The following is a 23,543-nucleotide window of genomic DNA, read 5'->3' on the forward strand; positions in this document are numbered from 1 at the left end:
CGGGGATGAGGGCACAAGATGGCATACGCTTCTGCCCGACCTTCCCGGGGATCTCCCCGGTCGCCGGGCTCGCACGTCGAGGAGAACGCAGTGACTGATCAGACCAGCTCCCTCCGGTTGGCGGACCTGCTGTCGGCCGACGACGACGGTCTCGCCACCGCCTGGATCGCCACCGTCACCAGCAGCCTGCGCGGCCGGGTCAGCGGGGCCGAGGTCGACCGGGAACTGCGTGAGCTCTACACCGCGCTGCTGGCCGGGCTGCGGACCGACTCGCTGGACCCGCGCGGCGAAGCGTTCGCCGAGGTCAGGGCGCTGCTCGCGGAGCTGTCCCGGACCCGGGCCCGGCAGGGCTTCAGCCCCACCGAGACGGCCGTCAGCGTGTTCGCGCTGAAGGAGGTGCTGGAGTCCAAGCTGTCCGTCGAGGACGCCGACGGCAGCGCGCTGCGGGCCTACCTCCAGCTGTCCAAGCTGCTGGACGCGTTCGGCCTGTTCACCATCGAGAACTACGCCCGGGCCCGGGAGGAGCTGATCAGCGCCCAGGCCGAGCAGCTGCTGGAGCTGTCCACCCCCGTAGTGAAGCTCTGGGACGGGGTGATCGGGGTGCCGCTGGTGGGCACCCTGGACTCGGCCCGGACCATGGTGGTGATGGAGAAGATGCTGCAGGCGCTCATCGACACCGGTTCCGAGCAGGCCATCATCGACATCACCGGGGTGCCCGCGGTGGACACCCAGGTCGCCCAGCACCTGCTGAAGACCGTGGTCGCGGCCCGACTGATGGGTGCCGAGTGCACCATCTCCGGCATCCGTCCGCAGATCGCGCAGACCATCGTGGCGCTGGGCATCGACTTCGGCGACATCGTCACCAAGGCCACCCTCGCCGACGCCCTGCGCCACGCGCTCCGGCGCTCCGGCATCGACTTCGGAGTCCGCAAGGGGCAGCAGCTGTGAGCGAGCGGGTGCCGATCCTGCAGATCGGCGACGTGCTGCTGGTCTCGATCCAGACCGACCTGGACGACCAGGCCGTGCTCACCCTGCAGGACGACCTGGCCGCCCGGGTGGTGGAGTCGGAGGCGCACGGGGTGGTGATCGACATCACCGCGGTGGAGATCGTCGACTCCTTCGTCGGCCGGATGCTGGCCACCATCGCCTCGATCTCGCGGATGCTCGATGCGGAGACCGTGGTCGTGGGTATGCGCCCGGCCGTGGCCATCACCCTGGTGGAACTCGGACTGTCGCTCGGCGGTGTGCGCACCGCGCTGACGCTGGAGAAGGGCCTGCGGGCCCTGGAACAGGCCCGAACGCAGGCCGGCCGATGACCTCGGCCGCCTCGGCCGCCTCGGCCGTGCTGCCGGTGGTCGGCAACGCCGACGTGGTGCGGGCCCGGCAGTCGGTGCGGACGCTGGCCCAGGAGTGCCGGCTGTCCCTGGTCGAGCAGACCAAGCTGGTCACCGCCGTCAGCGAGCTGGCCAGGAACACCCTGGTCTACGGCGGCGGCGGCTCGATGGCGCTGGAACTGGTGGACAACGGGCTGCGCAGGGGCGTGCGGGTGGTGTTCGAGGACCAGGGCCCCGGCATCGCCGACCTCGACCTGGCCCTGACCGACGGCTGGACCTCGGGGACCGGCCTCGGCCTGGGTCTCAGCGGATCGCGGCGGCTGGTCGACGAGTTCGCCATCGACAGCGCGCCGGGCCGCGGCACCACCGTGACCATCACCAAGTGGGCCAGGTGAGCATCCGGCTGCTGGACTCCGAGGACGTGGCCTGGTTCCGGGACGAGCTGTCGGCGGCGCGCGGGGCCGCCGCCGCGCTGGCCCGGCGGATCGGCCTGGACGAGGCCCGCGCGGGCGAGGTGGCCCTGGCCGTCGCCGAGACCGCGACCAATCTGCAGCGGCACGCCGTGGACGGGGCGATCCTGCTCCGCGTGGTCCGCACCGAGCAGGAGGCCGGGGTGGAGCTGCTGGCCGTGGACTCGGGCCCGGGCATGGCCGACATCGGCGAGTCGCTCAGGGACGGCGTCTCCACCGGCGGGACGCTGGGCATCGGCCTGGGCGCCGTCGCCCGGCTGGCGGACGTGTTCGACATGCACTCGCTGCCGGGCCGGGGCACCGTGCTGGCGGCCCGGTTCTGGCGGCCGGACCGGGGTGCGGACGGCGCGGCGCGGCAGGGCGAGCCGGTGGTGGCCGGGGTGACCCGGGCGATCAGCGGCGAACAGGTCTGCGGCGACGCCTGGGCGGCCCGGGTGGACCCGGGCCTGTCCACCGCCACGGAGACGGACGGCGGCCCGGCGCTGCTGCTGATGATGTGCGACGGGCTCGGCCACGGGCCGATGGCCGAGGTGGCCGCCCGGGCCGCGGTCCAGGCGTTCCGTGAGGGCACGGCCGGGACCCGGAGCAGGCGGTGCAGGAGATCCACCGCGCGCTGCGCGGCACCAGGGGCGCGGCGGTCGCCGTCGCCAGGATCGAGCCCGACCGGGGACGGCTGCTGTTCTGCGGCGTGGGCAACATCGCCGGCGTGCTGCTCAACACCGAGGCCAGGACCTCGCTGCTCTCCTACCCCGGCATCGTCGGCCACCAGATGCGCGGACTGCGCACCTTCGAGCACCCGCTGCCCCCGCAGGGCGCCCTGGTGCTGCACTCGGACGGGCTCACCGAACGCTGGAGCGCGGAGAGCGTGCCGGGGCTGCTGCGGCACGTGCCGATCGTGATCGCGGGACTGCTGCTGCGGCAGGCCGGCATCCGCCGGGACGACGCCGGCGTCGTGGTCGCCAAAGGGCTGTGGTGACCGTGGGCACCCCGGCCGACCACGAGGAGGTCCTGCTGACCACCGCCGTCGCCTCGGCGCAGGACGTCTTCGCGCTGCGCCGCAACGCCAGGGCCGCCGCCGGGGCGGCCGGGATGGAGCCGCAGGACCAGGTGCGCCTGGCGACGGTGCTCAGCGAGCTGGGACGGGACCTGCTCCGGCCGCAGCCGCTGCGGGCCCGGTTCACCCTGCGCGGGCCCGAGCCGCTCACCCTCGCGGTCGTACTGAGCTGGCCGGACCGGCGCGCGCCGGGTCCTGAGTCGCTGGCGGCGGTGGCCCGGCTGCTGCCGCAGGTCCGGCACCGGCCGGAGGAGGAGGGCGGGACCGTGCTGATCGAGTGCGCACTGCCGCCGGAGCCCGACACGCTCCCGGCCAGGGCAGAGCGGATCCGCGCCGTGCTGCGGTCCGAGGGGGACGGCCGGGCGGACATCACCGAGGACCTGCGCGCGCAGACCCGCGACCTGATGGCCGCCCTGGAGGAGTCCCGGGCCCAGCGCGAGGAGCTGCAGCGGCTCAACCAGGAGCTCCAGGAGACCAACCAGGGCGTGGTCGCGCTCTACACCGAGCTCTCGGAAGAGCTGGAGGAGACCAACCGCGGTGTGGTCGCCCTCTACGCCGAACTGGACGAGAAGACCCGGCTGCTGCGCGAGTCCAGCGAGGCCAAGACCCGTTTCTGGTCCAATGTCAGCCATGAACTGCGCACCCCGCTCAACTCGGTGATCGGCCTGAACCGGTTGCTGCTGGACCCGGGCTCGGATCCGCTGACGGCCGATCAGTACCGGCAGATGTCGCTGGTCAGCGCGGCCGGGAGCATGCTGCTGGTGCTGGTGGACGAGCTGCTGGACGTCGCCAAGGCGGAGGCCGGGCGGCTGGAGCCGCAGCCCACGCCGGTGGACCTGCGGGCGCTGCTGGCGCAGCTGCGCGGGCTGATGCCGGCCGCGGCGCCGCAGACCGCGGCGGAGCTGGTGATCCCCGAGCTGACCAGGGAGGAGCTGGCCGGGCTGCCGGTGCCGGTGACCGACGAGGTGATGCTGACCCGGATCCTGCGCAATCTGCTCTCCAACGGACTGAAGTTCACCGGCAGCGGGGAGGTCCGGCTGACCGTCGCCGCCGAGGATGGCCAGTGGCTGCTGTTCACGGTCACCGACACCGGGGTCGGCATTCCGGCCGACCAGCAGACCAAGGTGTTCGAGGAGTTCCACCAGGTGCCGGGCCCGCACCAGCGCGACCGCCCCGGCACCGGGCTGGGGCTTCCGTACGCCCGGCGGCTGGCCGAGCTGCTGGGCGGCAGCCTCGCCCTGGACAGCGAGCCGGGCCGCGGGACCACGGTGCGGCTGCGGCTGCCGGTGCGGCTCGCGCCCGCCCGCATCGCCGCTCCCGCGCGGCGGCTTGGAAAAGTCATGTCGGTGGACGACGACGCCGGCTTCCGGGAGGTGTTCCGCCCGGTGCTGGAGCAGCTCGCCGAGCAGGTGGTGGAGGTCCACGAGGGCGGCCTGGTGCTGGAGGCGGTCCGCCGGGAGCGTCCGGACGCGCTGCTGCTCGACCTGCAGATGCCGGGCACGGACGGTTACGCGGTGCTCGCCGCGCTGGCCGCCGACCCGGGGCTGCGCGGCATGCCGGTGGTCGTGCTGACGGCGGCCAGGACCGACCAGGACGCCTCGGGACCGCTCGGGCACGCCCGCGCGGTCGTCCACAAGGACGGGATCACCGCCCAGCGGCTCGCGGACCTGCTGCTGCCGCCCCCGACCCTGCCGCCGCCCTCGCCCCTGCCACCGCCCCCGCATCCGTTCCAGGAAGGACCGCCCCGATGACCGCGCCCGACGCCGTCGCGTCCGACGACACCCCGGCCGTGCTGCTGGTGGTGGAGGACAACGCCGCCAACCGCTACATCCTCAGCAGCTGGCTCCAGCGCGCCGGTCACACCGTCGTCGAGGCGGCGGACGGCACCGAGGGTCTGGCCCTGCTGGAGCGGGCCCGGCGCAGCGGCACGGCGGTGCCGGAGCTGGCCATCGTGGACGTCCGGCTGCCCGACATCAGCGGCTTCGAGGTCTGCGAGCGGATCAAGGCCGATCCGGAGACGGCCGGGATGCCGGTGATCCATGTCTCGGCGACGGCCATCGCCACCGAGGACCGTACCCAGGGCCTCTACCGGGGCGCCGACGCCTATCTGACCGAGCCGATCGCCCCCAACGAGCTACTCGCCACGGTCGCCGCCGCACTGCGCTACGGCCGGGCCAGGACCAGGGCGGAGCGGCTGGCGGACCGGCTGACCACGCTGAACCGGGTCACCCTGGAGATCTACGGCGCCGCGGACGCGGACGCCCTGGCGGCGGCCGCCGCCTCCGGCGCCGGCGAGCTGGCCGGGTCACCGGCGGTGGCGCTGACCAGCGCGCCGCAGTCGGAGGCGGTGCGGCTGACCTACCGCGGCCCCGGCGAGCAGGCCGTCTCCCTGCCCGCCCGGCCCGAACTGCTGGCCCGGCTGGCCGGCAGCGCCCTGGGCGACCGGATCGGAGTGGGCATCGCCGACCTCGCCGAACAGGACTGGCAGCGCCTGTTCACGGCCGGTCAGGACGCCCGGCTGAGCGGGGACGTGGTGCTGGTGGTGGCCAGGACCAAGCGCGGACGGCCGCCGGTCTGCGTCGCGCTGGAGGCCGCGGCAGCGCGCAGCACCGAGGACCGCAAACTGCTCACCCAGTTCGTCCAGGCCTGCGCGCTGGCGCTGGAGGCGCTGCGCAGCTACGCCGAGGAGCACGCGCTGGCGGTGACCCTGCAGAAGGCGCTGCTGCCGTGGCGGCTGCCGTCCCCGGCCGGGGTCGAACTCGCCGTCAGATATCTGCCGGCGACCAGTCAGAACGAGATCGGCGGCGACTTCTACGAGGCGGTGGAGACCCCGGAGGGGCTGCTGCTGGCGGTCGGGGACGTGGTCGGACACTCGCTGGAGGCCGCGGTGGTGATGGGCGACCTGCGGCACGCCCTGCGCGCCTACGCCATCGACGGACACGCCCCGAAGGCGGTGCTGGAACGGCTGGACCGGCTGCTGTTCCGGCAGTGGCCCGGCTGGACCGCCACGGTCTGCCTGGTGCTGGTCGCCCCGGACGGGCGCAGCGTCGAGATCGCCAACGCCGGCCACCTGCCACCGCTGCTGCTGGACGCGGGAGCCGGCGCTCAGTCCGCTTTTGTGCACGAGCATGGGACGCTGCTGGGCCTGGAGATGGTCCAGCCCGTCTCGGTGCGCCGGGAGATCGCGCCGGGGGCGGTGCTGCTGCTGGTCACCGACGGCCTGGTCGAGATCCGCGGCACCAGCCTGGAACGGAGCCTGGACGAGCTGAGCGAGGTCGCCGCGGCCGCGTCCCGGGTCCCGGAGGAGATGGTGCGACGCCCTGCTCGAGGTGTTCGGCCGGAACCAGGAGGACGACATCGTGCTGTTCGCGGCCAGGATCGGCACGGCCTGAGCGGTCCTGCCGAGCCGCCGTTCACCGCTGCGGCTTGGCGCCCCAGGCCAGGTGGAGGATGGCGAGGTCGTCGGCGTGGCGTCCGGCGTTGAGCTGCTGGGTGGTGAGGACCAGGTGGTCCAGCAGCGGTTCGGCGTCGTGGCCGTGCGCCTCGTCCACCAGCTGGACCAGTCCGTGGGTGCCGAGGCGGCTGTCGCCGGGGCCGTCGTGGCCCTCGATCAGGCCGTCGGTGAAGAGCATCAGCGCCCCGGTCGCGGGCAGTTTCAGCACACTGGCGTTCCAGCTGCGGCCGCCGGGCAGCAGGCCCAGCGCGATCCCGTGCTGCACGGCCGGGGGCCGGGCCCCGGTGTCGTCGATCAGCAGCGGTTCATGGTGCCCGGCGTGGTAGAGCACGGCGGTCCGGCCGACCGGGTCGAGGGCGACGGTGGAGCAGGTGGCGAACATGTCGCCGCGCGGGCGCTCCGCTATCAGCACCTGTTCCAGCAGGTCCAGCAGGTCCACCCCGCGGTGTCCGGCCAGGATCAGGGCGCGCCAGGTGATCCGCAGGCAGACGCCGAGCGCGGCCTCGTCCGGGCCGTGCCCGCTGACGTCGCCGATCACGGCGTGCACCACCCCGTCCGCGGTCTGCACCACGTCGAGGAAGTCGCCGCCGAGCAGCGCCCGTTCCCGGCCGGGCAGATAGCGGCTGGTCGGCACGACGGCGTCGGTGCGCAGCAGCGGGGCGGGCAGCAGCCCGCGCTCCAGCCGGGCGTTCTCCTGGGCGTGGATGCGGTTCTCCCGCAGTTCGGCGCTGGCCCGCTCGGCGTTCTTGCGGTGCACGGCGTAGCGCAGCACCCGCTGCAGCAGTTCTGGGCTGACACTGCCCTTGACCAGGTAGTCCTGGGCGCCGTTGGCCACGGCCAGGGCGCCGGCCTGGGATTCGGCCAGGCCGGTGAGGACGATCACGGCCGCGCCGGGGCAGGCCGCCTCCACGGTGCGGACCGCCCTGATCCCGGAGGCGTCGGGCAGGTGCAGGTCGAGCAGGACGCAGTCGGGGGTGTGCCGGGCGAGGTCGGCCAGGGCCTCGGCCATGGTCTGCTTCCAGCGCAGGGTGTGGGTGATGTCGGTGTCGTGCAGCAGCTCCTCGACCAGCAGGGCGTCGCCCGGGTCGTCCTCGACCAGCATGATGCTGTAGCTGTCGGCGTCGCCGCCGGGGGTGCGGATCGGCGTGCTGAGGGCGTCGGTCATCATGACCCCGGCTCTGCGGGGCCGGCGGCGGCAGCGGACGCGACGGCAGCGACCGGGTCGGAGCCCGGGGCGCCGAGGGCCGGGGCGGGCTGGACCGGCTCCAGCGGCAGGGTGAAGCTGATCCGGGTGCCGACCTCGCGGCCCACGTCCACCGCGATGGTGCCGCCGTGGTACTCGACGATCTTCTTGCACATGGCCAGGCCGATCCCGTTGCCCGGGTAGGCGTCGCGGGTGTGCAGCCGCTGGAAGATCACAAAGACCCGGTCCGCGTACTCGGGACCGATGCCGATGCCGTTGTCGGTGACCGCGAACCGCCACTCGTCCTCGCCGCGCTCGGCCGAGAGGTGGATCCGCGGCGGCCGGTCCGGGGCGCGGAACTTGATCGCGTTGGTGAACAGGTTCTGCAGCAGCATGCCCATCTGGGTGGGGTCCACGGTCAGCGTGGGCAGCGGGTCGTGGGTGATCCCGGCGCCGGACTCCTCGACCGCGATGGCGATCGACTCCAGCGTCTCGTCCACGATCTGCCCCAGGTCGACCGCCGCGTAGGCGGCGTTCACCCGGCCCACCCGGGAGAACGCCAGCAGGTCGTTGATCAGGGTCTGCATCCGGTTGGCGCCGTCGACCGCGAAGGCGATGTACTGGTCGGCCCGCTCGTCCAGCTTGTCCGCGTAGCGGCGCTGCAGCAGCTGGCAGAAGCTGGCGACCTTGCGCAGCGGCTCCTGCAGGTCGTGCGAGGCCACATAGGCGAACTGCTCCAGCTCGGCGTTGGAGCGGCGCAGGTCGGCGGCCTGGTCGTCGAGCAGCCGGCGGGCCTCGTCGGCGAAGGCCAGCTCCTCGGCCAGCCGCTTGCGCATGCCCTCGACGTCGGCGGCGAGCAGCCGCAGGTCGGCGGGCCCGGTGGCGCTGTCGACCGGGTGGTCGAAGTCGCCGCCGCTGACCCGGCGGACGTCCTCGGACAGCACTTCGAGCGGGGTGGTGACGCCTCGCCGGAGCGCCTCGAAGACCAGGGCGGCCAGCGCCAGGATGACCACCGCGATGGCGGCGAAGATCCAGGTGCGCAGGGTGTCGATCCGGTTGAGCGAGGCATGCGCGGCATTGCGCTCGTCCAGCAGGTTCGCCTGCTGGACGGCGGCGGCGGCGCGGAAGGCGTCGAACTCCTTCTTGCCCTGGTCCGCGGTCAGCGCGGCCAGCGGGACCGGCGCCCCGGACGGCGCGGCGGCGACCGGGCGGGCCACCGTGCTCTGCCAGGCCTCGGCCCGCGCGAGCACCGTGTCGAGGTCGGCGCTGGCGGTGCGGTCGTCAACCAGCAGCACGCGGAGCCGGTCGACGGCGGTCTTCTGGTCGGCCAGGCCCTGGGTGTAGGGCTGGAGGAAGTCCTTCTGGCCGCTCAGGCCGTAACCGCGGACCCCGGTCTCCTGGTTGATCAGCGCGGTCTCCAGCCGGACCGCCGAGATCAGCGCCGGGGAGCTGTGGTCGACCATGGTCGAGGTCTGCGTGGACGCCTCCGACAGCACCCAGCCGCCGAGGCTGCCGAGGACCAGGAGCACGACGAGGGCGACGAGCACCCCGGCCCGCAGCCACTGGCGGGTGGTCCAGCGCCGCCAGACCACAGGACGGGCCGCGGCTGCCGGGCCCGGGGCCGCCGGATCCGAGGGCGCGTCGGAGCCGACCCGGCCGGTACGGCCCTGCTGGTCAGTGGTGGCGCGGACTGCCACGTCCGTGACCTCTCTCCTGGTCTCACCCGTGATCCGCGTCCGGCGCGGCAGGCGGGGGACACCCTACCGCGCCTGCGACAACTACTGTTGTCCGCGGGCGGCATCACCCCATAGTCTTCGGTCATGTCCGGCATCCCGCAGACCCTTGTGCTGTCCGAAGAAGAGATGGCGGCGATCGCCGACGCGGCCGTCGCCGACCTCGCCCGGCGACTGGCGGACCGCGCCTTCCGCCCGCTGCACGACGGTGCCTCCGACGGCGGCGGCGCCGAGTCGGTCGTGGACGGCAGGTCGGTCGTGGACGGCGAGACGGTCGTGGACGGCGAGGCGCTGGCCCGGCTGCACGCCCTGGTGCACCTGCAGCGGGCCGTCGAACGACAGAAGGACCGTGCCGCCGAGCACGCGGTGCGGGCCGGCGCCGGCTACCCGCAGCTCGGCCACGCCTGTGCGATGAGCCGCCAGGGCGCCCGGCGGCGCTGGCCCGGACTGGTCACCCTCGGTAGTGTTCCGGCCGGCGCCGCAACCGGTGCCACCGCCGGCGCTCCGCTCAGTCCGACCACCGCAGCACCGACTGCACACCACTCCTCGATCGACCGGAGCCACTGATGGCCGCCCTCGCCCCCTCCCGTCCGCGCGACATCCTGCTCGTCGAGGACGACCCCGCCGACGCCATGCTGATCGAGGAGGCGCTGCTGCAGCGGGGCGCGGCCCGGACGATCACCCTGGTCCAGGACGGCATCGCCGCTCTCGAACACCTGCGCAACCCGGCACTGGCCCTCCCGGACGTGATCGTCCTCGACCTCAACATGCCGCGGATGAACGGCAGGGAACTGCTGGCCGTGCTCAAGGACGACCCCGAACTGAAGGTCATCCCGGTGGTGGTGCTGACCACCTCCAGCGCCCCCGGCGACGTCTCCGGAGCGTATCGGCAGCACGCCAACGCCTACATCACCAAGCCGGTCAACCTGGACGACTTCATTCTCGCGGTGCAGAGCATCGACACCTTCTTCCTGGACACGGCGGCCGGGTTTCCCCGCAACGGGGAGTGAACGAATGAATGGGGCAATGGGGGGATGAATGAAAGGCCGGACGCGGGGCAGACGCTTCCCCGAACCACTGGCCTCAGGATTCCCAAGCAGGAATGGTGAACGCAGTTGATAACCTCCCGCCCCAGGAACACCCACTCCACGCACTATGAGCTGACCTTCCCCGGATCGACCGTGGACCGGTCTCCGGCCGCCGCGGTGACCGTGCGCCGCACTGCCGCACAGGGCCCCGGCGGGCACCCGATCTACAGCGACGAGACCGGCATCGTCCGAGCCGAGATCAGCGATCGCGGCGAGTGCCGCATGATCGCCACCAGCGCCCACCAGCGGCTCCGCCGCCCGGTCGGCTGCCGCCCGCTGCCGTCCGACGAGGACGCCGTCGCCGCCTAGCCGCCAGTTTCCTGGAGACGACGCCTGGAGACGACGCCTGGAGACGAAGCACGGCCCTCCGGCCGCTCAGGGCCGGAGGGTGCAGCCGGTCACCGTGGCCGCAAAGCCGTGGAGCAGGTGCAGGACTTCGCTGCGGTGGCGCCGGCCGGCCAGCACGTCCATCTGATAGCCGTCCTCAAGTGCCACGAAGTTGCCGGCCAGTTCGCGGGCGGGCCCGGTGAGGACGAACTGCCCCTGGGCCTGTCCCAGCAGCAGGACCCCGTAGTAGACCGCCACCTGACGCTCGGTCAGAGTGGCGTCCAGGGCGGCGACCCGTGGGTCGCGCAGGCTGCGCGGGCAGTACTCGAAGAGCAGCCTCGGGACGGTGTCCTCGGGGCCCGTCGCCACGCCGGCGTCGATGCAGCCGAGTAGGCGTTCGCGCGCGTCCGGCAGCCGTTCCACCGCCTCCTCGCGCTGGCTGCAGAAGCGTTCGATGGCCTGCCGGTAGGTCTCGTTCATGAGCTCGTCGAGATCGCCGTAGTAGTAGAGGACGGCGGCTGGAGTGACCCCCGCCTCCTCCGCCACGTCCCGCAGCCGCAGCCCTTCGAGGCCACGGGCGAGCAGGGCACGCTGGGCGGCCTGGCCCAGCTGGGCCCGCCGCGCTTCTTGATCCTTCTGTCGAGCCATGACCCCTAGTCTTCCAGACCATTCACTGGGCGTGACCGTAGTGATATACGGCCAGCTCTTGACGCATGGAACTCTCTTACCTTAAACCTCTGTTTAACAAAAGGAGGAGGGCTCCATGACCACCAACCTGTCCAAGCGCACCGCCCCCGAGCCACCCGCGAGCACCGACAAGGGCTTGGCGGCCGGGTCGGTCGGCCTGCTGTCGATGGTGTCCCTCGGCCTCGCCTCGGTCGCCCCGGCCTACAGCATCACCGTCACCCTGGGGCTGGTGGTGCTCGTCGTCGGCCACCTGGCCCCCGCGGCGCTGCTGGTCGGCTTTGTGCCGATCCTCTGCACTGCCTACGCCTTCCGTGAGCTCAACCGGGTCATGCCGGACTGCGGCACCAACTTCGTCTGGATCACCCGCGCGTTCGGCCCGTGGAACGGCTGGGTCTTCGGCAACTGGATCCCGCAGATCGCCACCCTGATCGCCATGACCGCGCTGTCCCAGGTCGGTGCGACCAGCCTGCTCTCCCTGGTCGGCCTGGACTCCTACGCCGGACGGACCGTCCCGGTCACCCTGCTCGGGCTGCTGCTCCTGGCCGTGGTCACCGCCGTGGCCTACCGGGGCGTGCAGCTGTCCGCGGCGATCCAGAACGGCATGGTCGCCATCCAGTTCATCGCCCTGATCGGGTTCGGTGTGGCCGCGCTCTCGCACCACCACGCCGCCACCCCGTCCCTGGCCTGGTTGAACCCCTTCGGCTTCCACGGCACCGGGCCCTTCGCCGAATCGGTGCTGCTGTGCCTGTTCATCTACTGGGGCTGGGACTCGGCGCTGACCGTCAACGAGGAGGCCCGCGACCGCACCCGGGCGCCGGGCCGGGCGGCGGTCATCTCCACCGTGGCCCTGCTCGGCACCTACCTCTTCACCGCCGTGGCCGCGATCAGCCTCGCCGGGACCGGCAGCACAGGCCTGGGCCTGGGCAACCCGGACAACGCGGCCGACGTGCTGGCGACGCTCGCGCCGGCAGCCCTCGGCGGACCGCTCGCCACGGTGGTGCAGCTCGCCGTCTGCCTGTCCGCCATCGCCGGGCTGCTCACCTGTGTGGTCTCCACCGCCCGGCCCAATGTGTCGGTGGCCTCGCACGGGGCGATGCCCCGGATCTTCGCCCGGGTGCACCCGCGGTTCCACACCCCCACCGTCGCCACGGTCTTCAGCGGAGCCGCCGCCGCGGTCCTGCTCACCTTCCTCACCGCCGCCTCGCCCTCCTTCCTGAGCGACGCGATCCTCTCGATCGGCCTGATGGTGTGCTCCTACTACGGGGCCACCGCCTTCGCCTGCGTCTGGCACTTCCGGCACGAGCTGCGGGGCTCCGCCGGGGCCATGGTCTTCAAGGGGATCCTGCCGCTGGCGGGCGGGCTGATGATGCTCGCGGCGTTCGTGCGCAGCGCCCACGACATGCTCGCCCCCGACTACGGCAGCACCTCCTTCGACGGCGTCGGCGGGGTGTTCCTGCTCGGCGTGGGCTCGATGGCGTTCGGCGTCGCCGTCACCGCGCTGATGCGCGTGCTGCACCCCGACTTCTTCCGCAACGGCCGTGCCACCATCACCGATCTGATCGTCACCGAGGACTGAACCCCATGCGTACCCTGGCCATCGCCGCCCTCCAGACCCGCCCCGTCACGCACGACCTCGACGCCTCCTGGCAGCGCTTCCGCGAGCAGGTGCTGGCCGTGCGCGACACCTTCCCCCACGTCCAGCTCGTCACCGTGCCGGAACTGCTGCTGGCGGCCGAGGCGCCGCTGCTGGAATCCCACGACGGATGGATGGAGAAGGCAGCCGTCCCCGTCCCCGGCGAGCTCACCGACGAGCTCTGCCGCCTCGCCCGGGAGACCGGCCTGTGGCTGGTGCCCGGCAGCCTCTACGAACGCGCCGAGGACGGAAGGATCTACAACACCGCCCTGGCCGTCTCGCCCGAGGGACGGATCGCCGCCGCCTACCGCAAGGTCTTCCCCTGGCAGCCCTACGAGAGCTGCACCCCGGGCAGCGACTTCGTCGTCTTCGACATCCCGGACATCGGCCGGATCGGCCTCGCCATCTGCTATGACGGCTCCTTCCCGGAGACCGCGCGGCAGCTGGCCTGGCTCGGCGCCGAAGTGATCATCCAGCCGACGCTGACCACCACCCGCGACCGGGAGATGGAACTGGTCTGCGCCCGCGCCAACGCCTGGACCAACCAGGTCTACGTCGTCAACGTGAACGCCGCCGACCCGGCCGGTGTCGGCGCCAGCGCGATCGTCGATCCCGAGGGCATCGTCCGCCAGCAGGCCGGTTCCGGCGAGGAGGTCCTGGTCGACGTCCTCGACCTGGACACCGTCACCAGGGTCCGCGCCTACGGCACGGCTGGCCTCAACCGCCCCTGGGACCAGATCGCCCGACACGGCGCCGCCATCAACCTGCCCATGTACGGAGGCACCTTCCAGACCCCGCCGTGGCACCCGTCCGCCGCCGGCCAGCCGGCCCACCCGCTCAGTGGGCGCCGCGACTGAGCCGGATCCAGCGGTAGCCGTAGCCGCCGAGCTCGACGCCGCGCAGCTCCGGCTCGGGCTCGGCGGTGTAGGGCTGGTCGCCGAAGACCTCGCCGAAGTCGGCCCCGGTGCCGGTGAGCGGGCCGATGTCCACGGTCACCGGCTGGTCGGCGAGGTTGTGCAGGAACAGCATCGCGCCGGTCGGAGAGTCGGCGCGGTGCACCAGCACCGAGTCCGGCAGGTCGGCGTCCACCACCTGGCAGCTGCCGTGGCCGACCTCGGGGCACTCCCGCAGCATCCGGACCGCCCGCTCCAGGAACGACAGCAGCGAGTCCGGGTTGCGGCGCTGCTCGGTGACATTGACCTTGCGGTAGCCGTAGCGGCCGGTCTTGACCAGCTGCGGGGCGTGGCCGCGGCGCAGGGCGGCGCTGAACCCGCCGCCCGGGTGCTCGGACCACTGCATCGGGGTACGGATCGACTCGCGTCCGGGCAGCGACAGGTCGTCGCCCATGCCGATCTCCTCGCCGTAGCGGATCACCGGGGTGCCGCGCAGCGACAGCATCAGCGCGTAGGCGAGCCGCAGCCGGCGGGGGTCGCCGTCCAGCATCGGGGCCAGCCGGCGGCGGATGCCGCGTCCGTACAGCTGCATGTCCTGGTCCGGGGCGAAGGCGGCGAAGACCGCCTTGCGCTGAGGGGGTTCCAGCCGACTGAGGTCGGCCTCGTCGTGCAGCCGCGCAGGAACGTCGCCCACTGGGCCGGGCCCGGCAGCTCCGGGCTGTTCCGGATCAGCTCGGTGATCGGGGCGGCCTCCCCGGTGGCGAGGGCCAGCAGCAGCCGGCCGTTCAGCGGGAAGTCGAAGAGCAGGTGCATCCGGTCGTTGGAGCCGCCCGCGTCGGCGAAGAACTCGGGGATCCTGGCCGGTTCGACATTGGCCTCGGCCAGCAGCACCGCGTCGCCCTGGATCCAGGAGAGGTGCTCCCGAAGCTCCGTCAGGAAGTCCCAGTCCTCGGCCGGATCGGGCTGGTCCGGCTTGGTCAGCTCGATCACGAAGGGGGCAGCGTCCACCCGGAACCCGGAGACGCCGAGCCGGGCCCAGAAGCCGACGATCCGTTTGATCTCCTCGCGGACGGCCGGGTTGGCGATGTCGAGGTCGGGCTCCCAGTCGTAGAAGCGGTGGTAGTACCAGGCGCCCGCTTCCTCGTTCCAGGTCCAGGTCTCGTCCTGCTCGCCGGGGAAGACGATGCCCTGGCGGCGGTCGTCCGGCTCCTCCGCCGACCAGACGTACCAGTCGCGGTAGGGGGACTCCGGGTCGGCGACGGCCGAGCGGAACCAGGGGTGGCGGTCCGAGGTGTGGTTGACCACCAGGTCGATGATCACCCGGATCCCCCGGTCGGCGCATTCGCGCAGCAGGTCGGCGAAGTCGCCCAGGCTGCCCAGGCGCGGGTGCACGCCGTAGAAGTCGGTCACGTCGTAGCCGCCGTCGCGCATCGGCGAGGGGTGGATCGGATTGAGCCAGAGGCAGGTGGCGCCCAGCCGGGTGAGGTGGTCCAGACGGCTGATCAGCCCGCGCAGATCGCCGACCCCGTCGCCGTCGGAGTCCTGGAAGGAGTCGACGTCCACGCAGTAGACGACGGCCTGCTTGTACCAGTGTCCGATCATTCCGCTCCCCGAGTCGCTTCCGCTGCCGCTCGTCGCCTTACCGAAAGCAAGGGATGTATGTCCGGGACCGGCGTGGCCCGTGTGGCCTATGACCGGTTTATGGGCAATAAAGAAGGTAAGCAGTACGGAACAGACCACAGGAGGGACAGTTCCGATGGACGCGTACACGGTCTCGGCCGAGTTCTACGACGTGCTGCAGGGCCGGGACGAGCGGGAGCGTGCCGAGAGGCTGTTCGCCTCCCCCGCGCGGCGGGCGCGCAGCGGGATCGTCGAGGTCGGGTCCGGCTCCGGTCTGGTGACCCAGGTGCTGGCACGGGCGGCCACCGTGCCGGTGCATGCGATCGAGCCCAATCCGGCGATGCGGGCGCTGCTGATGTCCCGGCTCGCCGCCGCGCCGACCGAGCACCGGGCCAGGGTCACCGTCCACCCGGAGCGGGTGCAGGAGCTGTGGCCGAAGCAGGACGTGCCGCAGGCGGACCTCGCGGTGTGCAGCAATGTCATCGCCACGCTGACCCCCGATCAGCGGCACGGCACCTGGGCGGCGCTGGCCCGGCTGGTCTGCGCCCAGGGCCTGCTGCTGGTCGACCCGCCGCCGTGCTCGGTGCCCGATCGGCCCAGCACCAAGGTGCTGCCGCAGGTGGCGGTGGGCGACGACAGCTACTCGGGGTTCCTCAGCGAGACACCGGAGAGCGACCACATCCATCTGGAGTACACCTACCAGGTGCACCGCGACGGGGATCTGCTGCGCGAGGAGCGGGAGGAGTTCGACCTCTGGCCGGTCGCCGGCGAGGAGATGCGGCGGGAGCTCGCGGACGCGGGCTGGGTGGTCTGCCGGCCCTCCCCCTCCGCACCGGGGCGCGGCGAGCTGCTGACGGCGCGGGTGGCCGAGGGGCGTTAGCGCCTGGGGACACGACGGGACGGGCCGTCAGGGGACGAAGCATCAGGGGACGGGCCGTCAGGTATGGCTCCGAGCTGCCCGGGTAGCCGCCGACTGACCGAAGCACAGGGCAGTCGAGGCCGCAGGAGGCAGCATGACAGGCGTACCGATACGCAGGGCACTGGCCGGATCGACCCTCGCCGGGGCACTGGCACTGACCGGATGCGCGAGCACCGGCACCACCGCGACCGGCGCGGGCGGCAGCGCCTCCGCGAGCGGGAGTGCGAGCGGGAGCGCCACGACGACGGCCACCGCCACCGGTCCGGCCACGCCGGCCGGCGACAGCGCCGACACCGCGGCGCTGCAGGCCGCGGCGGACGCCACCCGGGCGGCCGGGTCGGCGAAGCTGACGCTGGACGAGACCGTACGGAGCAGCGGGAATTCGATCAGCGTCCACGGCACCGGGGTCACCCAGCTCGGCGCGGGCGGCAACGGCGAGTTCACCCTCAGCACCGGCGGCCAGACCGTCCAGATGCGGGTGCTGAACAAGGTCGTCTACGAGATGCTCCCGGCGGCCGCACGGTCCAAGGCCACCGGCGGCAAGCCCTGGCTGAAGATCGACGTCGCCAAGGCGGCCTCGGTCAGCGGCACGGTCGCCGCCCCCGACGCCTCGCAGAGCCTGGATTACCTCAAGGACGCCAAGAACGTCACCAAGGTCGGCACCGAGACCGTGGACGGCGCCAGCACCACCCACTACCGGTTCCAGGCCACCCTGCCGCAGAGCGCCGCGGGCATGGCCGGCGTCACCATCCCCAGCAGCATTCCGGTGGACGTCTGGGTCGACGCGCAGCAGCACATCCGGGAGGAGAAGATCGAGCTCGATCTCAGCGCCTCCGCGACCAACTCGGCCTCCACCAGCGCCGGCACCCGGACCGCGAGCACCACGACGGAGCTGCACCTGAGCGACTTCGGCGCCAAGGTGCAGGTCACCGCGCCGCCGGCGGCCCAGACCGCGGACCTGACCGGCGCCGCCGCCTCGGCCCTCGCCACCCCCAAGAGCTGACCGCCGGCTGACCGGGCGTCACTGCTGCCGGCCTCGGGACTACCGCAGGCGTCGGACCGGGTCGCCGGCCAGGAAGGCGGCGATGTCCTCGACCGCCTCCTCGAAGTAGCCGCGGTAGTTGCGCCGGGTCACATAGCCGAGGTGCGGGGTGGCCAGCAGGTTGGGCAGCGAGCGGAAGGGGTGGTCGGCGGGGAGCGGCTCGGTCTCGAACACGTCGACGCCCGCCCCGGCGATCCACCCCTCGCGCAGTGCCTCGGCCAGCGCGTCCTGGTCCACCAGGGCCGCTCGCGAGGTGTTGACCAGGTAGGCCGAGGGCCGCATCCGCTTCAACTCGTCGGCGCCGACCAGCCCCCGGGTCCGGTCGCTGAGCACCAGGTGGACCGACACGATGTCGCTGCTCTCCAGCAACTCCTCCTTGCCCGCCGCGAGCCGTACGCCGACCTCGTCGGCCCGTTCGGCGGTGAGGTTCTGGCTCCAGGCCGACACCTCCATGCCGAAGGCCTGGCCCACCCGGGCCACCTTGGCGCCGATCTTCCCCAGGCCCAGCAGGCCCAGCCGGCTTCCGTGCAGATCCGCCCCGAGGGTGCTCTGCCACCGGCCGCCGTCCCGCAGCGCGGTGCTCTCCGGCACCAGGTGCCGGGCCAGGCCCAGGATCAGCGCCCAGGTCAGCTCGACCGGCGGCTCCGAGTTGCTGGCCGTCCCGCACACGGTGACCCCGTGCCGAGCGGCGGCGGCGAGGTCGATGGACGCGTTGCGCATGCCCGAGGTGATCAGCAGCCGAAGCCGCGGCAGCCGGGCGAACAACTGCTCGGTGAACGGAGTGCGTTCGCGCATCGCGACGGCGATCTCGCAGTCGCCGATCGCCGCGACCACCTCGTCCTCGCTGCCGAGGTAGCGGTCGATCGCGGTGACCTGCACCGCGTCGCCCAGGGCGGACCAGTCGGCCAGGGACAGCGCGACGCCCTGGTAGTCGTCGAGCACGGCACAGCGGAAGGTCTTCGTCACCCCAGGGAGTGTAGATCCTCTTCTCTGTCCCAGACTGGGACGGTGAGAGCCGATGCCGTGCGCAACCTGGAAGCCGTCCTGGCCACGGGCGCCCGCCTGCTCGCCGAGGACCCCGCCACGAGCATCGCCGCCATCGCGGCCGCGGCCGGCGTGGACCGGCGCACCGTCTACCGGCGCTTCGCCTCCCGCGAGGAGCTGCTGGCCGCCATTGACCAGGCCCGGCTGGACGCGGTCGAGCAGGCCGTCGACACCGCGCGGCTGCGCGAGGCCCCGGTCGCGGTGGCACTGCACCGCTACGCCGAGGGCATCATCGCGGTCAACCGCAGATGGCCCGTCGAGCTGGTACGCATGCGCGCCGACGAGTCCAGCAGGGAACGTCGGGGCCGGCTGACCGAGCAGGTCGACGCCTTTCTGCGGCGCGCGGTCGACCAGGGGCTGCTCCGGGCCGGCCTGCCGGACGGCTGGGTGAGCGGACTGCTGCGGCAGCAGCTGCAGTTGGCCTCGCACAGCCTGCCCGAGCTGGACCCGGCCCAGGCCGCCGACGTCCTGGTCGACACCCTGCTGCGCGGCGTCGGCACGGTCTGACGGCGGCTCAGCAGGGCGGTTCAGCACGGCCGCTCAGCAGGGCGGTTCAGCACGGCCGCTCAGCAGGGCGGTTCAGCGGGGGTCGGTGGCGACGCTCAGCCGGCGAGGGTGCGACGGCGGCGGTGGTGGCGGGTGCCGCCGGTGCGGGCGAGGCGCTCGTCCTCGGACAGGCCGCCCCACACCCCGTACGGCTCCTCGGCCTCCAGGGCGTAGCGCCGGCAGGCCAGCAGGACCGGGCAGCGGGCGCAGACCTGCTTGGCGGCCTGGTCCCGCTGCAGAAGCGACTCGCCGCGTTCACCGGCCGGGTGGAAGAAGATCCCGCTGTCAGCCTCGCGGCAGGCTCCGTGCGACTGCCAGTCCCACTGGTGCTGGAAAGGGCCCGGCAAGCGGGATACGTCAGTCACGCCCTGCTCCCTCGATTCTGCGTCGGTGTGGCGGTGGGGGTGCGGTTCAAAGCTGCGGCTCAGCTCAGCTCAGGGCGCGGGCGAGGTCCGCCTTGCGCATCATCGAACGGCCCTTGAGGTTGCGGCGCTGCGCCTCGGCGTAGAGCTGGCGGTAGGACGGCCCGGTCTCGCCGGCCCTGGCCCGTTCCTTGTTGACCGTCCTGGCGGCGATCTCCTCGGCGCGCTTGGTGCCGACTCCGCGCTTCTGCTCGCCTTCCTTGATGTGCTCGTACTGCCGTTCCCGCTTCGGTGAGGACCCACGAGGCATGACGGGTCACCCCTTCCTTTCGGCTGTGACAACCGCTCGGAACTGTTCTCTCGCGGGTCGCGTACCCGCGCCCGCCCGGGTCAGTCCTGCGCAGTTCCGCACAGGCTGCCCATGGGCGCCATCGTTCGATATAGTGAACGCATGGTTCATTCATTCGAGACTCTCCACGCAGGCGCACAGGTCAGCACCTACCTCGATGACACCTACCTGGCGCAGGTGGACACCCGGGTGATCGCGGTCGGCGAGCAGGACGGGACGCCATGGGCGGCGGTCGAGCACTGCCTGTTCCACCCGCAGGGCGGCGGCCAACTCGCCGACCGGGGATGGCTGGAGGACGCGCAGATCGTCCCGGTCCGGGACCGCGAGTCGGGACTGGTGGTGGCCGTGGCGCCCGAGGGCGGCAGCCTTCCGCCGCTGGCCGAGGGGCAGCAGGTGCGGGCCAGGATCGACCTGCCGACCCGGACCGCGCACGCCGCGCTGCACACGGCGGGACACCTGGTCGAGGCGGTCGGGCGGGCCCAGGGCTGGGAGCTGGTCAGCAGCAACCACTTCCCCGGTCAGGCACGCCTCGACTTCCAGGTACCCCCGGCGGACCCGCGGCTGGCCGACCCGGAGGGCCGGGAGGAGGTGACGGCCGTGCTGCGCGCAGCGGTGCAGGCCGCGATCGCCGACGATCTGCCGGTCTCCGCGCAGTACCTCGCCGACGGGCGGCGCGTGGTGCACCTGGACGCGCTGCACGCCGCGCCCTGCGGGGGCACCCATGTGCGCAGCCTCGGCGACCTGGCCGAGGTGGTGCTGCCGACGCTGCGGGTCAAGAAGGGCCGCATCCGGGTGTCCTACTCCGCCGCCCACCGGACCCGCTGATGACGCCCCCGCCGTCCGGCCGCCAGCCGGTGAGCAGTACCGCGGCCGCGGTCGGCGCGAAGATCCGGCTGCGCCGCCAGCAGCGCGGCATGAGCGCGGCGGAGATGGCCCGGCGGGCCGGGCTGAGCAAGGCCACCCTGTCGCAGTTGGAGGCCGGCAACGGCAATCCGACCATCGACACCCTGGACGCGATCGCGATCGCCCTGCGCATCCCGATCGCCGACCTGCTGGCGCGTGACGCCGACACCGGGCCGGTCTTCCGGCCGGGCACCGACATCGAGCCCGGCGAGGTCTCCCGGGAGCTGCTGCGCCGCATCAGCAGCGGCAACAGCCTGGAGATCTGGCGGCTGCGCATTCCGCCGGAGACGGAGCTGGCCGGCGTCCCGCACGCCACCGGCACCATCGAGCACCTGCTCATCGCCACCGGGCAGGTCACCGCCGGGCCGGTCGACGCCCCGCAGGAGCTCGGCCCCGGCGACATGCTCGCCTTCGCCGGGGACGCCCCGCACTTCTACCGCACCGACGCCGAGGAGGTCGACATCACCGTCGTCTTCGCCTCCCCCATCAGCACCTGAGCACCTCCTGGACGCGGTCCGCCGGCACAGCCACGGTTTCCGGGCTTAGTTTCCGGGCTCTGTTTCCGGCAAGGCGTCCAGGTATGACTGACATTCCTGCATCCGAACGGGCACCCGCCCCAGCCGCCGCGGAGGACCTCGTCGGGGCCAGGCCCCGGGCCGAGGTCGAGCGGGCGGAGGCGGCGCTGGAGGCGGCTGCCGCCGCGCCGCAGCGGCAGACCGCGCTGAGCCGGGGCGCCCTGGCCGGCTACCTGTGGGCGCTGGGGCGCGGCACGGTGGCCCCGGTCACCGGCGACGTCCACGACGAGCCGCCGGACCTGCTGGACCTCACCGCCGAGATCGACGCCTCCGAGGTCAGCCTGGCGCAGCAGGCGCACCGGACCGTCCCCAGGGACTATGTGCGCGGCGTGCACGACGCCCTGTCCTGGGTGTGCGCGCACAGCGACGAACAGCCCTGACGAGCCTCGGCCCGCTTGAAGTGTCGGCGTCCGAACATCGGACGCCGTGGGTATAAAGTGCGCTCCAGGCGTACGGAGGAGGGGCTGCGTGAGAGTCGCACGCAACGTGGTGACCCTCGATCCGGTCGGTGTCGGGGACCATGTCTGCTGGCTGGTCGACCCCGGCGAGGACTTCATGGGCGCCGCTCGTGCCTTCGCGGCCGACGGCGCGCTGTTCGGTGACAAGGTCATGGTCGTCGGCGCGCCGGACCCGCGCTGGTCCCCCGACGGTGTGGCCCAGGGCCTGCTGGTCGATCCGGTGGCCGACCGCGGCCGAGGGGTCGACTGGGACGCCGGAGCCGTGCTCGGAGCGGTGCGCCGCGAGGTGGACACCGCCGACCGGGAGGGCTTCCGGGCGCTGCGGGTGCTGGCCCGGATGGACCGGCTGTGGCCGGACGGAGCAAGCCCGGAGCAGGTGGCCCGGCACGAGCTCGGACTGGACGCCCTGGTCGCCGGCAGCGGCGCGATCGTGGTCTGCGCCTACCACCAGCAGAACTTCTCCCCAACCGCGCTGGCACAGGTGACGGGTGTACATCCGCAGCGCACGGGCAGGGAGGGCCAGGAGGGACCGGCCCCGTCGGGGTTTCGGATGTTCAGCGTGGGACCGAACTGCTGGAGTGTGAGCGGCGTGGTGGATGCCGAGGGGGCCGCGGCCTTCCGCACCGCCGTGAGCACACTGCTGGCCGACCCGGTCGGCCTGGACTCGGTCGGACTTGAGCCGGTCGGACTTGAGCCGGTCGGCCTGGACCCGACCGCCGCGGTGCGGCTGCACTGCGAGCACCTGGAGCTGATGGACACGGCCGGCCTGCGCGCCCTGGCCGAGGCCGCGCGTACGGCGCCGGGCCGCCGGGTGCTGGTCGAGCAGGCCAATGACACCGTGCGCCGCTGCTGGGACCTGCTCGGCTACGGCGCCCCGCAGAGCGCCGTGGAGTTCGTCCGATGACCGGCGACCTCGACAGCGCGACCGCCGCGGAGCCGGACCGCCCCGGGTTCCGGCACGAGCTGTACGCCTACGAGGGCCGCACCGAGTTCCTGGACGGCGCGCTCTCCTTCATCGACGACGCGCTGACCGAGGGCGAGACCGTGCTGGTCGCCGTCGCCGAACCGAAACAGCGGCTGCTGCGGGACGAGTTGGACGGCACCGCCGCCGAGAGCAGCGTCTCCTTCATGGACCTGGACGCGCTGGGACGCAACCCGGCCCGGCTGATCCCGGCCTGGCAGGACTGGATCGGCAAGCACACCGGCGCCGGCCGGCCGGTGCGCGGCATCGGCGAGTCGGACTGGTCCGGGCGGTCCGCGGTCGAGGCCGCCGAACTGCGCTACCACGAGTGGCTGCTGAACCGGGCCTTCGTCCAGTCCCCCGCCTGGTGGCTGCTCTGCCCGTACGACGTGGCGGTCTGCGGCCCGGCGGTGCTGGAGGCCGTGGGCCACTGCCATCCGCTGCGGCTCAGCGCGGGCGCGCACGAGCCGAGCAGCGACTACCTGGACGGCCCCTACCCCTTCGCGGACCTGGTCCCGCCCGGCGAGCAGTATCCCGAGGTCTCCTACGGCCCAGGGCAGTTGGCGGCCGTGCGGGACCATGTGGCCGACTGCGCGGCGCAGCACGGGTTCGGCGGCGCCAGGCTGCGGGAGCTGCTGATCGCGGTGACCGAGGTCGCCACCAACAGCATCAACCACGGCGGCGGCCGCGGCACCCTCCGGGTCTGGGCCGACCGGACCCAGCTGAGCTGCGAGTTCCACGACGCCGGCTATATCGAGGACCCGCTGATCGGACGGGTCAGGCCGAGCGCGGAGCAGGTCGGCGGGCACGGGATGTGGCTGGTCCAGCAGCTGTGCGACCTGGTCCAGATCAGGTCGGCGCCGGAGACCGGGACCACGATCCGACTGCACATGTCCTTGACGTAGCGT

Annotated in this window: 26 protein-coding genes and 1 pseudogene; 19 read left to right on the forward strand and 8 right to left on the reverse strand. The window is 72.7% G+C overall.

Annotated features, from left to right (window positions below):
• Positions 1 to 90 precede the first annotated feature (90 nt).
• The 6 genes and pseudogenes from ACXKR8_RS09055 to ACXKR8_RS09080 all read left to right on the forward strand — a co-directional run bounded on the left by ACXKR8_RS09055 (position 91) and on the right by ACXKR8_RS09080 (position 6,342).
• The gene (locus ACXKR8_RS09055) at positions 91 to 948 is read left to right on the forward strand and encodes an STAS domain-containing protein (protein WP_458272380.1); all 858 of its coding nucleotides are present in this window, start codon (positions 91 to 93) and stop codon (positions 946 to 948) included.
• Positions 945 to 1,316: an STAS domain-containing protein gene (locus tag ACXKR8_RS09060; protein WP_458272381.1), complete on the forward strand. Its 372-nt coding sequence runs from the start codon at positions 945 to 947 to the stop codon at positions 1,314 to 1,316. The genes ACXKR8_RS09055 and ACXKR8_RS09060 overlap by 4 nt, the downstream gene beginning before the upstream one ends.
• Positions 1,313 to 1,729 (forward strand): anti-sigma regulatory factor, encoded by a 417-nt coding sequence (locus tag ACXKR8_RS09065; RefSeq protein ID WP_458272382.1) that lies wholly within the window; start codon positions 1,313 to 1,315, stop codon positions 1,727 to 1,729. The genes ACXKR8_RS09060 and ACXKR8_RS09065 overlap by 4 nt, the downstream gene beginning before the upstream one ends.
• A pseudogene (locus tag ACXKR8_RS09070) lies at positions 1,717 to 2,780 on the forward strand (ATP-binding protein). Before ACXKR8_RS09065 ends, ACXKR8_RS09070 begins: the two are co-directional and overlap by 13 nt.
• Before the next feature lie 2 nt (positions 2,781 to 2,782).
• The gene (locus ACXKR8_RS09075) at positions 2,783 to 4,609 is read left to right on the forward strand and encodes an ATP-binding response regulator (protein WP_462100668.1); all 1,827 of its coding nucleotides are present in this window, start codon (positions 2,783 to 2,785) and stop codon (positions 4,607 to 4,609) included.
• Positions 4,606 to 6,342 carry a SpoIIE family protein phosphatase gene (locus ACXKR8_RS09080; RefSeq protein WP_462100420.1) on the forward strand — a complete coding sequence of 579 codons (1,737 nt, stop codon included), beginning with the start codon at positions 4,606 to 4,608 and terminating at the stop codon, positions 6,340 to 6,342. The genes ACXKR8_RS09075 and ACXKR8_RS09080 overlap by 4 nt, the downstream gene beginning before the upstream one ends.
• On the opposite strand, the gene ACXKR8_RS09085 is transcribed toward ACXKR8_RS09080, so the two are convergent.
• The gene (locus ACXKR8_RS09085) at positions 6,272 to 7,477 is read right to left on the reverse strand and encodes a PP2C family protein-serine/threonine phosphatase (RefSeq protein ID WP_458274930.1); all 1,206 of its coding nucleotides are present in this window, start codon (positions 7,475 to 7,477) and stop codon (positions 6,272 to 6,274) included. The two genes, ACXKR8_RS09080 and ACXKR8_RS09085, sit on opposite strands and share 71 nt — an antisense overlap.
• A complete protein-coding gene (locus tag ACXKR8_RS09090) occupies positions 7,477 to 9,087 on the reverse strand; it encodes a sensor histidine kinase (RefSeq protein WP_458274931.1) in 1,611 nt (536 codons plus the stop codon). Before ACXKR8_RS09090 ends, ACXKR8_RS09085 begins: the two co-directional genes overlap by 1 nt.
• Before the next feature lie 228 nt (positions 9,088 to 9,315).
• Here ACXKR8_RS09090 and ACXKR8_RS09095 point away from each other — a divergent pair, with 228 nt between their 5' ends.
• The 3 genes from ACXKR8_RS09095 to ACXKR8_RS09105 all read left to right on the forward strand — a co-directional run bounded on the left by ACXKR8_RS09095 (position 9,316) and on the right by ACXKR8_RS09105 (position 10,625).
• Positions 9,316 to 9,795 carry a hypothetical protein gene (locus ACXKR8_RS09095; protein WP_458272386.1) on the forward strand — a complete coding sequence of 160 codons (480 nt, stop codon included), beginning with the start codon at positions 9,316 to 9,318 and terminating at the stop codon, positions 9,793 to 9,795.
• Positions 9,795 to 10,238, forward strand: coding sequence for a response regulator (locus ACXKR8_RS09100; RefSeq protein ID WP_458272387.1), 444 nt, complete (start codon positions 9,795 to 9,797; stop codon positions 10,236 to 10,238). The genes ACXKR8_RS09095 and ACXKR8_RS09100 overlap by 1 nt, the downstream gene beginning before the upstream one ends.
• 105 nt (positions 10,239 to 10,343) lie before the next feature.
• Positions 10,344 to 10,625, forward strand: a complete 282-nt coding sequence (locus ACXKR8_RS09105) for a DUF6296 family protein (RefSeq protein ID WP_458272388.1) — start codon at positions 10,344 to 10,346, stop codon at positions 10,623 to 10,625.
• 66 nt (positions 10,626 to 10,691) lie between these two features.
• On the opposite strand, the gene ACXKR8_RS09110 is transcribed toward ACXKR8_RS09105, so the two are convergent.
• Positions 10,692 to 11,291 (reverse strand): TetR/AcrR family transcriptional regulator, encoded by a 600-nt coding sequence (locus tag ACXKR8_RS09110; RefSeq protein WP_458272389.1) that lies wholly within the window; start codon positions 11,289 to 11,291, stop codon positions 10,692 to 10,694.
• Between the two features lie 115 nt (positions 11,292 to 11,406).
• Here ACXKR8_RS09110 and ACXKR8_RS09115 point away from each other — a divergent pair, with 115 nt between their 5' ends.
• Positions 11,407 to 12,906: an APC family permease gene (locus tag ACXKR8_RS09115; RefSeq protein ID WP_458272390.1), complete on the forward strand. Its 1,500-nt coding sequence runs from the start codon at positions 11,407 to 11,409 to the stop codon at positions 12,904 to 12,906.
• Between the two features lie 5 nt (positions 12,907 to 12,911).
• Complete coding sequence (locus tag ACXKR8_RS09120; protein WP_458272391.1) at positions 12,912 to 13,820, forward strand: carbon-nitrogen hydrolase family protein; 909 nt, start codon at positions 12,912 to 12,914, stop codon at positions 13,818 to 13,820.
• Here ACXKR8_RS09120 and ACXKR8_RS09125 read toward each other — a convergent pair.
• Together ACXKR8_RS09125 and ACXKR8_RS09130 are read right to left on the reverse strand one after the other, a co-directional pair.
• Complete coding sequence (locus ACXKR8_RS09125; protein ID WP_462100421.1) at positions 13,801 to 14,448, reverse strand: alpha-amylase family glycosyl hydrolase; 648 nt, start codon at positions 14,446 to 14,448, stop codon at positions 13,801 to 13,803. The genes ACXKR8_RS09120 and ACXKR8_RS09125 overlap by 20 nt on opposite strands.
• Complete coding sequence (locus tag ACXKR8_RS09130) at positions 14,361 to 15,458, reverse strand: alpha-amylase family glycosyl hydrolase (RefSeq protein ID WP_462100422.1); 1,098 nt, start codon at positions 15,456 to 15,458, stop codon at positions 14,361 to 14,363. Before ACXKR8_RS09130 ends, ACXKR8_RS09125 begins: the two co-directional genes overlap by 88 nt.
• Before the next feature lie 154 nt (positions 15,459 to 15,612).
• Between ACXKR8_RS09130 and ACXKR8_RS09135 the strand changes: the two genes are divergently transcribed.
• Both ACXKR8_RS09135 and ACXKR8_RS09140 read left to right on the forward strand, forming a co-directional pair.
• Entirely contained in the window at positions 15,613 to 16,356 is a 744-nt protein-coding gene (locus ACXKR8_RS09135) for a class I SAM-dependent methyltransferase (RefSeq protein ID WP_458272393.1), read from the forward strand.
• A gap of 133 nt (positions 16,357 to 16,489) precedes the next feature.
• The gene (locus ACXKR8_RS09140; protein WP_458272394.1) at positions 16,490 to 17,398 is read left to right on the forward strand and encodes an SCO4651 family lipoprotein; all 909 of its coding nucleotides are present in this window, start codon (positions 16,490 to 16,492) and stop codon (positions 17,396 to 17,398) included.
• A 39-nt stretch (positions 17,399 to 17,437) separates the two neighbouring features.
• Here ACXKR8_RS09140 and ACXKR8_RS09145 read toward each other — a convergent pair whose 3' ends face one another.
• The gene (locus tag ACXKR8_RS09145) at positions 17,438 to 18,403 is read right to left on the reverse strand and encodes a D-2-hydroxyacid dehydrogenase family protein (RefSeq protein ID WP_458272395.1); all 966 of its coding nucleotides are present in this window, start codon (positions 18,401 to 18,403) and stop codon (positions 17,438 to 17,440) included.
• A gap of 42 nt (positions 18,404 to 18,445) precedes the next feature.
• Between ACXKR8_RS09145 and ACXKR8_RS09150 the strand changes: the two genes are divergently transcribed.
• A complete protein-coding gene (locus ACXKR8_RS09150) occupies positions 18,446 to 18,988 on the forward strand; it encodes a TetR/AcrR family transcriptional regulator (protein ID WP_458272396.1) in 543 nt (180 codons plus the stop codon).
• A 95-nt stretch (positions 18,989 to 19,083) separates the two neighbouring features.
• Here ACXKR8_RS09150 and ACXKR8_RS09155 read toward each other — a convergent pair whose 3' ends face one another.
• Positions 19,084 to 19,392 (reverse strand): WhiB family transcriptional regulator, encoded by a 309-nt coding sequence (locus ACXKR8_RS09155; RefSeq protein ID WP_458272397.1) that lies wholly within the window; start codon positions 19,390 to 19,392, stop codon positions 19,084 to 19,086.
• Between the two features lie 64 nt (positions 19,393 to 19,456).
• Positions 19,457 to 19,699, reverse strand: a complete 243-nt coding sequence (locus ACXKR8_RS09160) for a plasmid stabilization protein (RefSeq protein WP_458272398.1) — start codon at positions 19,697 to 19,699, stop codon at positions 19,457 to 19,459.
• Positions 19,700 to 19,840: 141 nt separating this feature from the next.
• Here ACXKR8_RS09160 and ACXKR8_RS09165 point away from each other — a divergent pair, with 141 nt between their 5' ends.
• The 5 genes from ACXKR8_RS09165 to ACXKR8_RS09185 all read left to right on the forward strand — a co-directional run bounded on the left by ACXKR8_RS09165 (position 19,841) and on the right by ACXKR8_RS09185 (position 23,540).
• On the forward strand, positions 19,841 to 20,563 hold the full coding sequence (locus ACXKR8_RS09165) for an alanyl-tRNA editing protein (RefSeq protein WP_458272399.1): 723 nt from the start codon (positions 19,841 to 19,843) through the stop codon (positions 20,561 to 20,563).
• A complete protein-coding gene (locus tag ACXKR8_RS09170; RefSeq protein ID WP_458272400.1) occupies positions 20,563 to 21,138 on the forward strand; it encodes a helix-turn-helix domain-containing protein in 576 nt (191 codons plus the stop codon). The genes ACXKR8_RS09165 and ACXKR8_RS09170 overlap by 1 nt, the downstream gene beginning before the upstream one ends.
• Positions 21,139 to 21,221: 83 nt before the next feature.
• Positions 21,222 to 21,596, forward strand: coding sequence for a hypothetical protein (locus ACXKR8_RS09175; protein WP_458272401.1), 375 nt, complete (start codon positions 21,222 to 21,224; stop codon positions 21,594 to 21,596).
• A gap of 88 nt (positions 21,597 to 21,684) precedes the next feature.
• Positions 21,685 to 22,578 carry an MEDS domain-containing protein gene (locus ACXKR8_RS09180; RefSeq protein ID WP_458272402.1) on the forward strand — a complete coding sequence of 298 codons (894 nt, stop codon included), beginning with the start codon at positions 21,685 to 21,687 and terminating at the stop codon, positions 22,576 to 22,578.
• Positions 22,575 to 23,540: an anti-sigma factor RsbA family regulatory protein gene (locus ACXKR8_RS09185; RefSeq protein ID WP_458272403.1), complete on the forward strand. Its 966-nt coding sequence runs from the start codon at positions 22,575 to 22,577 to the stop codon at positions 23,538 to 23,540. Before ACXKR8_RS09180 ends, ACXKR8_RS09185 begins: the two co-directional genes overlap by 4 nt.
• The last annotated feature ends 3 nt before the right edge of the window (positions 23,541 to 23,543 follow it).

This window comes from Streptacidiphilus sp. PAMC 29251 (assembly GCF_054208735.2).

Excerpts from the sequence above, each read along its gene's own strand:
- ACXKR8_RS09115 (WP_458272390.1), top strand. The coding sequence starts at position 11,407 with ATGACCACCAACCTGTCCAAGCGCACCGCCCCCGAGCCACCCGCGAGC.
- ACXKR8_RS09100 (WP_458272387.1), top strand. The coding sequence starts at position 9,795 with ATGGCCGCCCTCGCCCCCTCCCGTCCGCGCGACATCCTGCTCGTCGAG.
- ACXKR8_RS09095 (WP_458272386.1), top strand. The coding sequence starts at position 9,316 with ATGTCCGGCATCCCGCAGACCCTTGTGCTGTCCGAAGAAGAGATGGCG.
- ACXKR8_RS09160 (WP_458272398.1), bottom strand. The coding sequence starts at position 19,699 with ATGCCTCGTGGGTCCTCACCGAAGCGGGAACGGCAGTACGAGCACATC.
- ACXKR8_RS09165 (WP_458272399.1), top strand. The coding sequence starts at position 19,841 with ATGGTTCATTCATTCGAGACTCTCCACGCAGGCGCACAGGTCAGCACC.
- ACXKR8_RS09110 (WP_458272389.1), bottom strand. The coding sequence starts at position 11,291 with ATGGCTCGACAGAAGGATCAAGAAGCGCGGCGGGCCCAGCTGGGCCAG.
- ACXKR8_RS09080 (WP_462100420.1), top strand. The coding sequence starts at position 4,606 with ATGACCGCGCCCGACGCCGTCGCGTCCGACGACACCCCGGCCGTGCTG.
- ACXKR8_RS09140 (WP_458272394.1), top strand. The coding sequence starts at position 16,490 with ATGACAGGCGTACCGATACGCAGGGCACTGGCCGGATCGACCCTCGCC.
- ACXKR8_RS09135 (WP_458272393.1), top strand. The coding sequence starts at position 15,613 with ATGGACGCGTACACGGTCTCGGCCGAGTTCTACGACGTGCTGCAGGGC.
- ACXKR8_RS09170 (WP_458272400.1), top strand. The coding sequence starts at position 20,563 with ATGACGCCCCCGCCGTCCGGCCGCCAGCCGGTGAGCAGTACCGCGGCC.
- ACXKR8_RS09125 (WP_462100421.1), bottom strand. The coding sequence starts at position 14,448 with ATGCAGCTGTACGGACGCGGCATCCGCCGCCGGCTGGCCCCGATGCTG.
- ACXKR8_RS09185 (WP_458272403.1), top strand. The coding sequence starts at position 22,575 with ATGACCGGCGACCTCGACAGCGCGACCGCCGCGGAGCCGGACCGCCCC.
- ACXKR8_RS09065 (WP_458272382.1), top strand. The coding sequence starts at position 1,313 with ATGACCTCGGCCGCCTCGGCCGCCTCGGCCGTGCTGCCGGTGGTCGGC.
- ACXKR8_RS09130 (WP_462100422.1), bottom strand. The coding sequence starts at position 15,458 with ATGATCGGACACTGGTACAAGCAGGCCGTCGTCTACTGCGTGGACGTC.
- ACXKR8_RS09120 (WP_458272391.1), top strand. The coding sequence starts at position 12,912 with ATGCGTACCCTGGCCATCGCCGCCCTCCAGACCCGCCCCGTCACGCAC.
- ACXKR8_RS09085 (WP_458274930.1), bottom strand. The coding sequence starts at position 7,477 with ATGACCGACGCCCTCAGCACGCCGATCCGCACCCCCGGCGGCGACGCC.
- ACXKR8_RS09175 (WP_458272401.1), top strand. The coding sequence starts at position 21,222 with ATGACTGACATTCCTGCATCCGAACGGGCACCCGCCCCAGCCGCCGCG.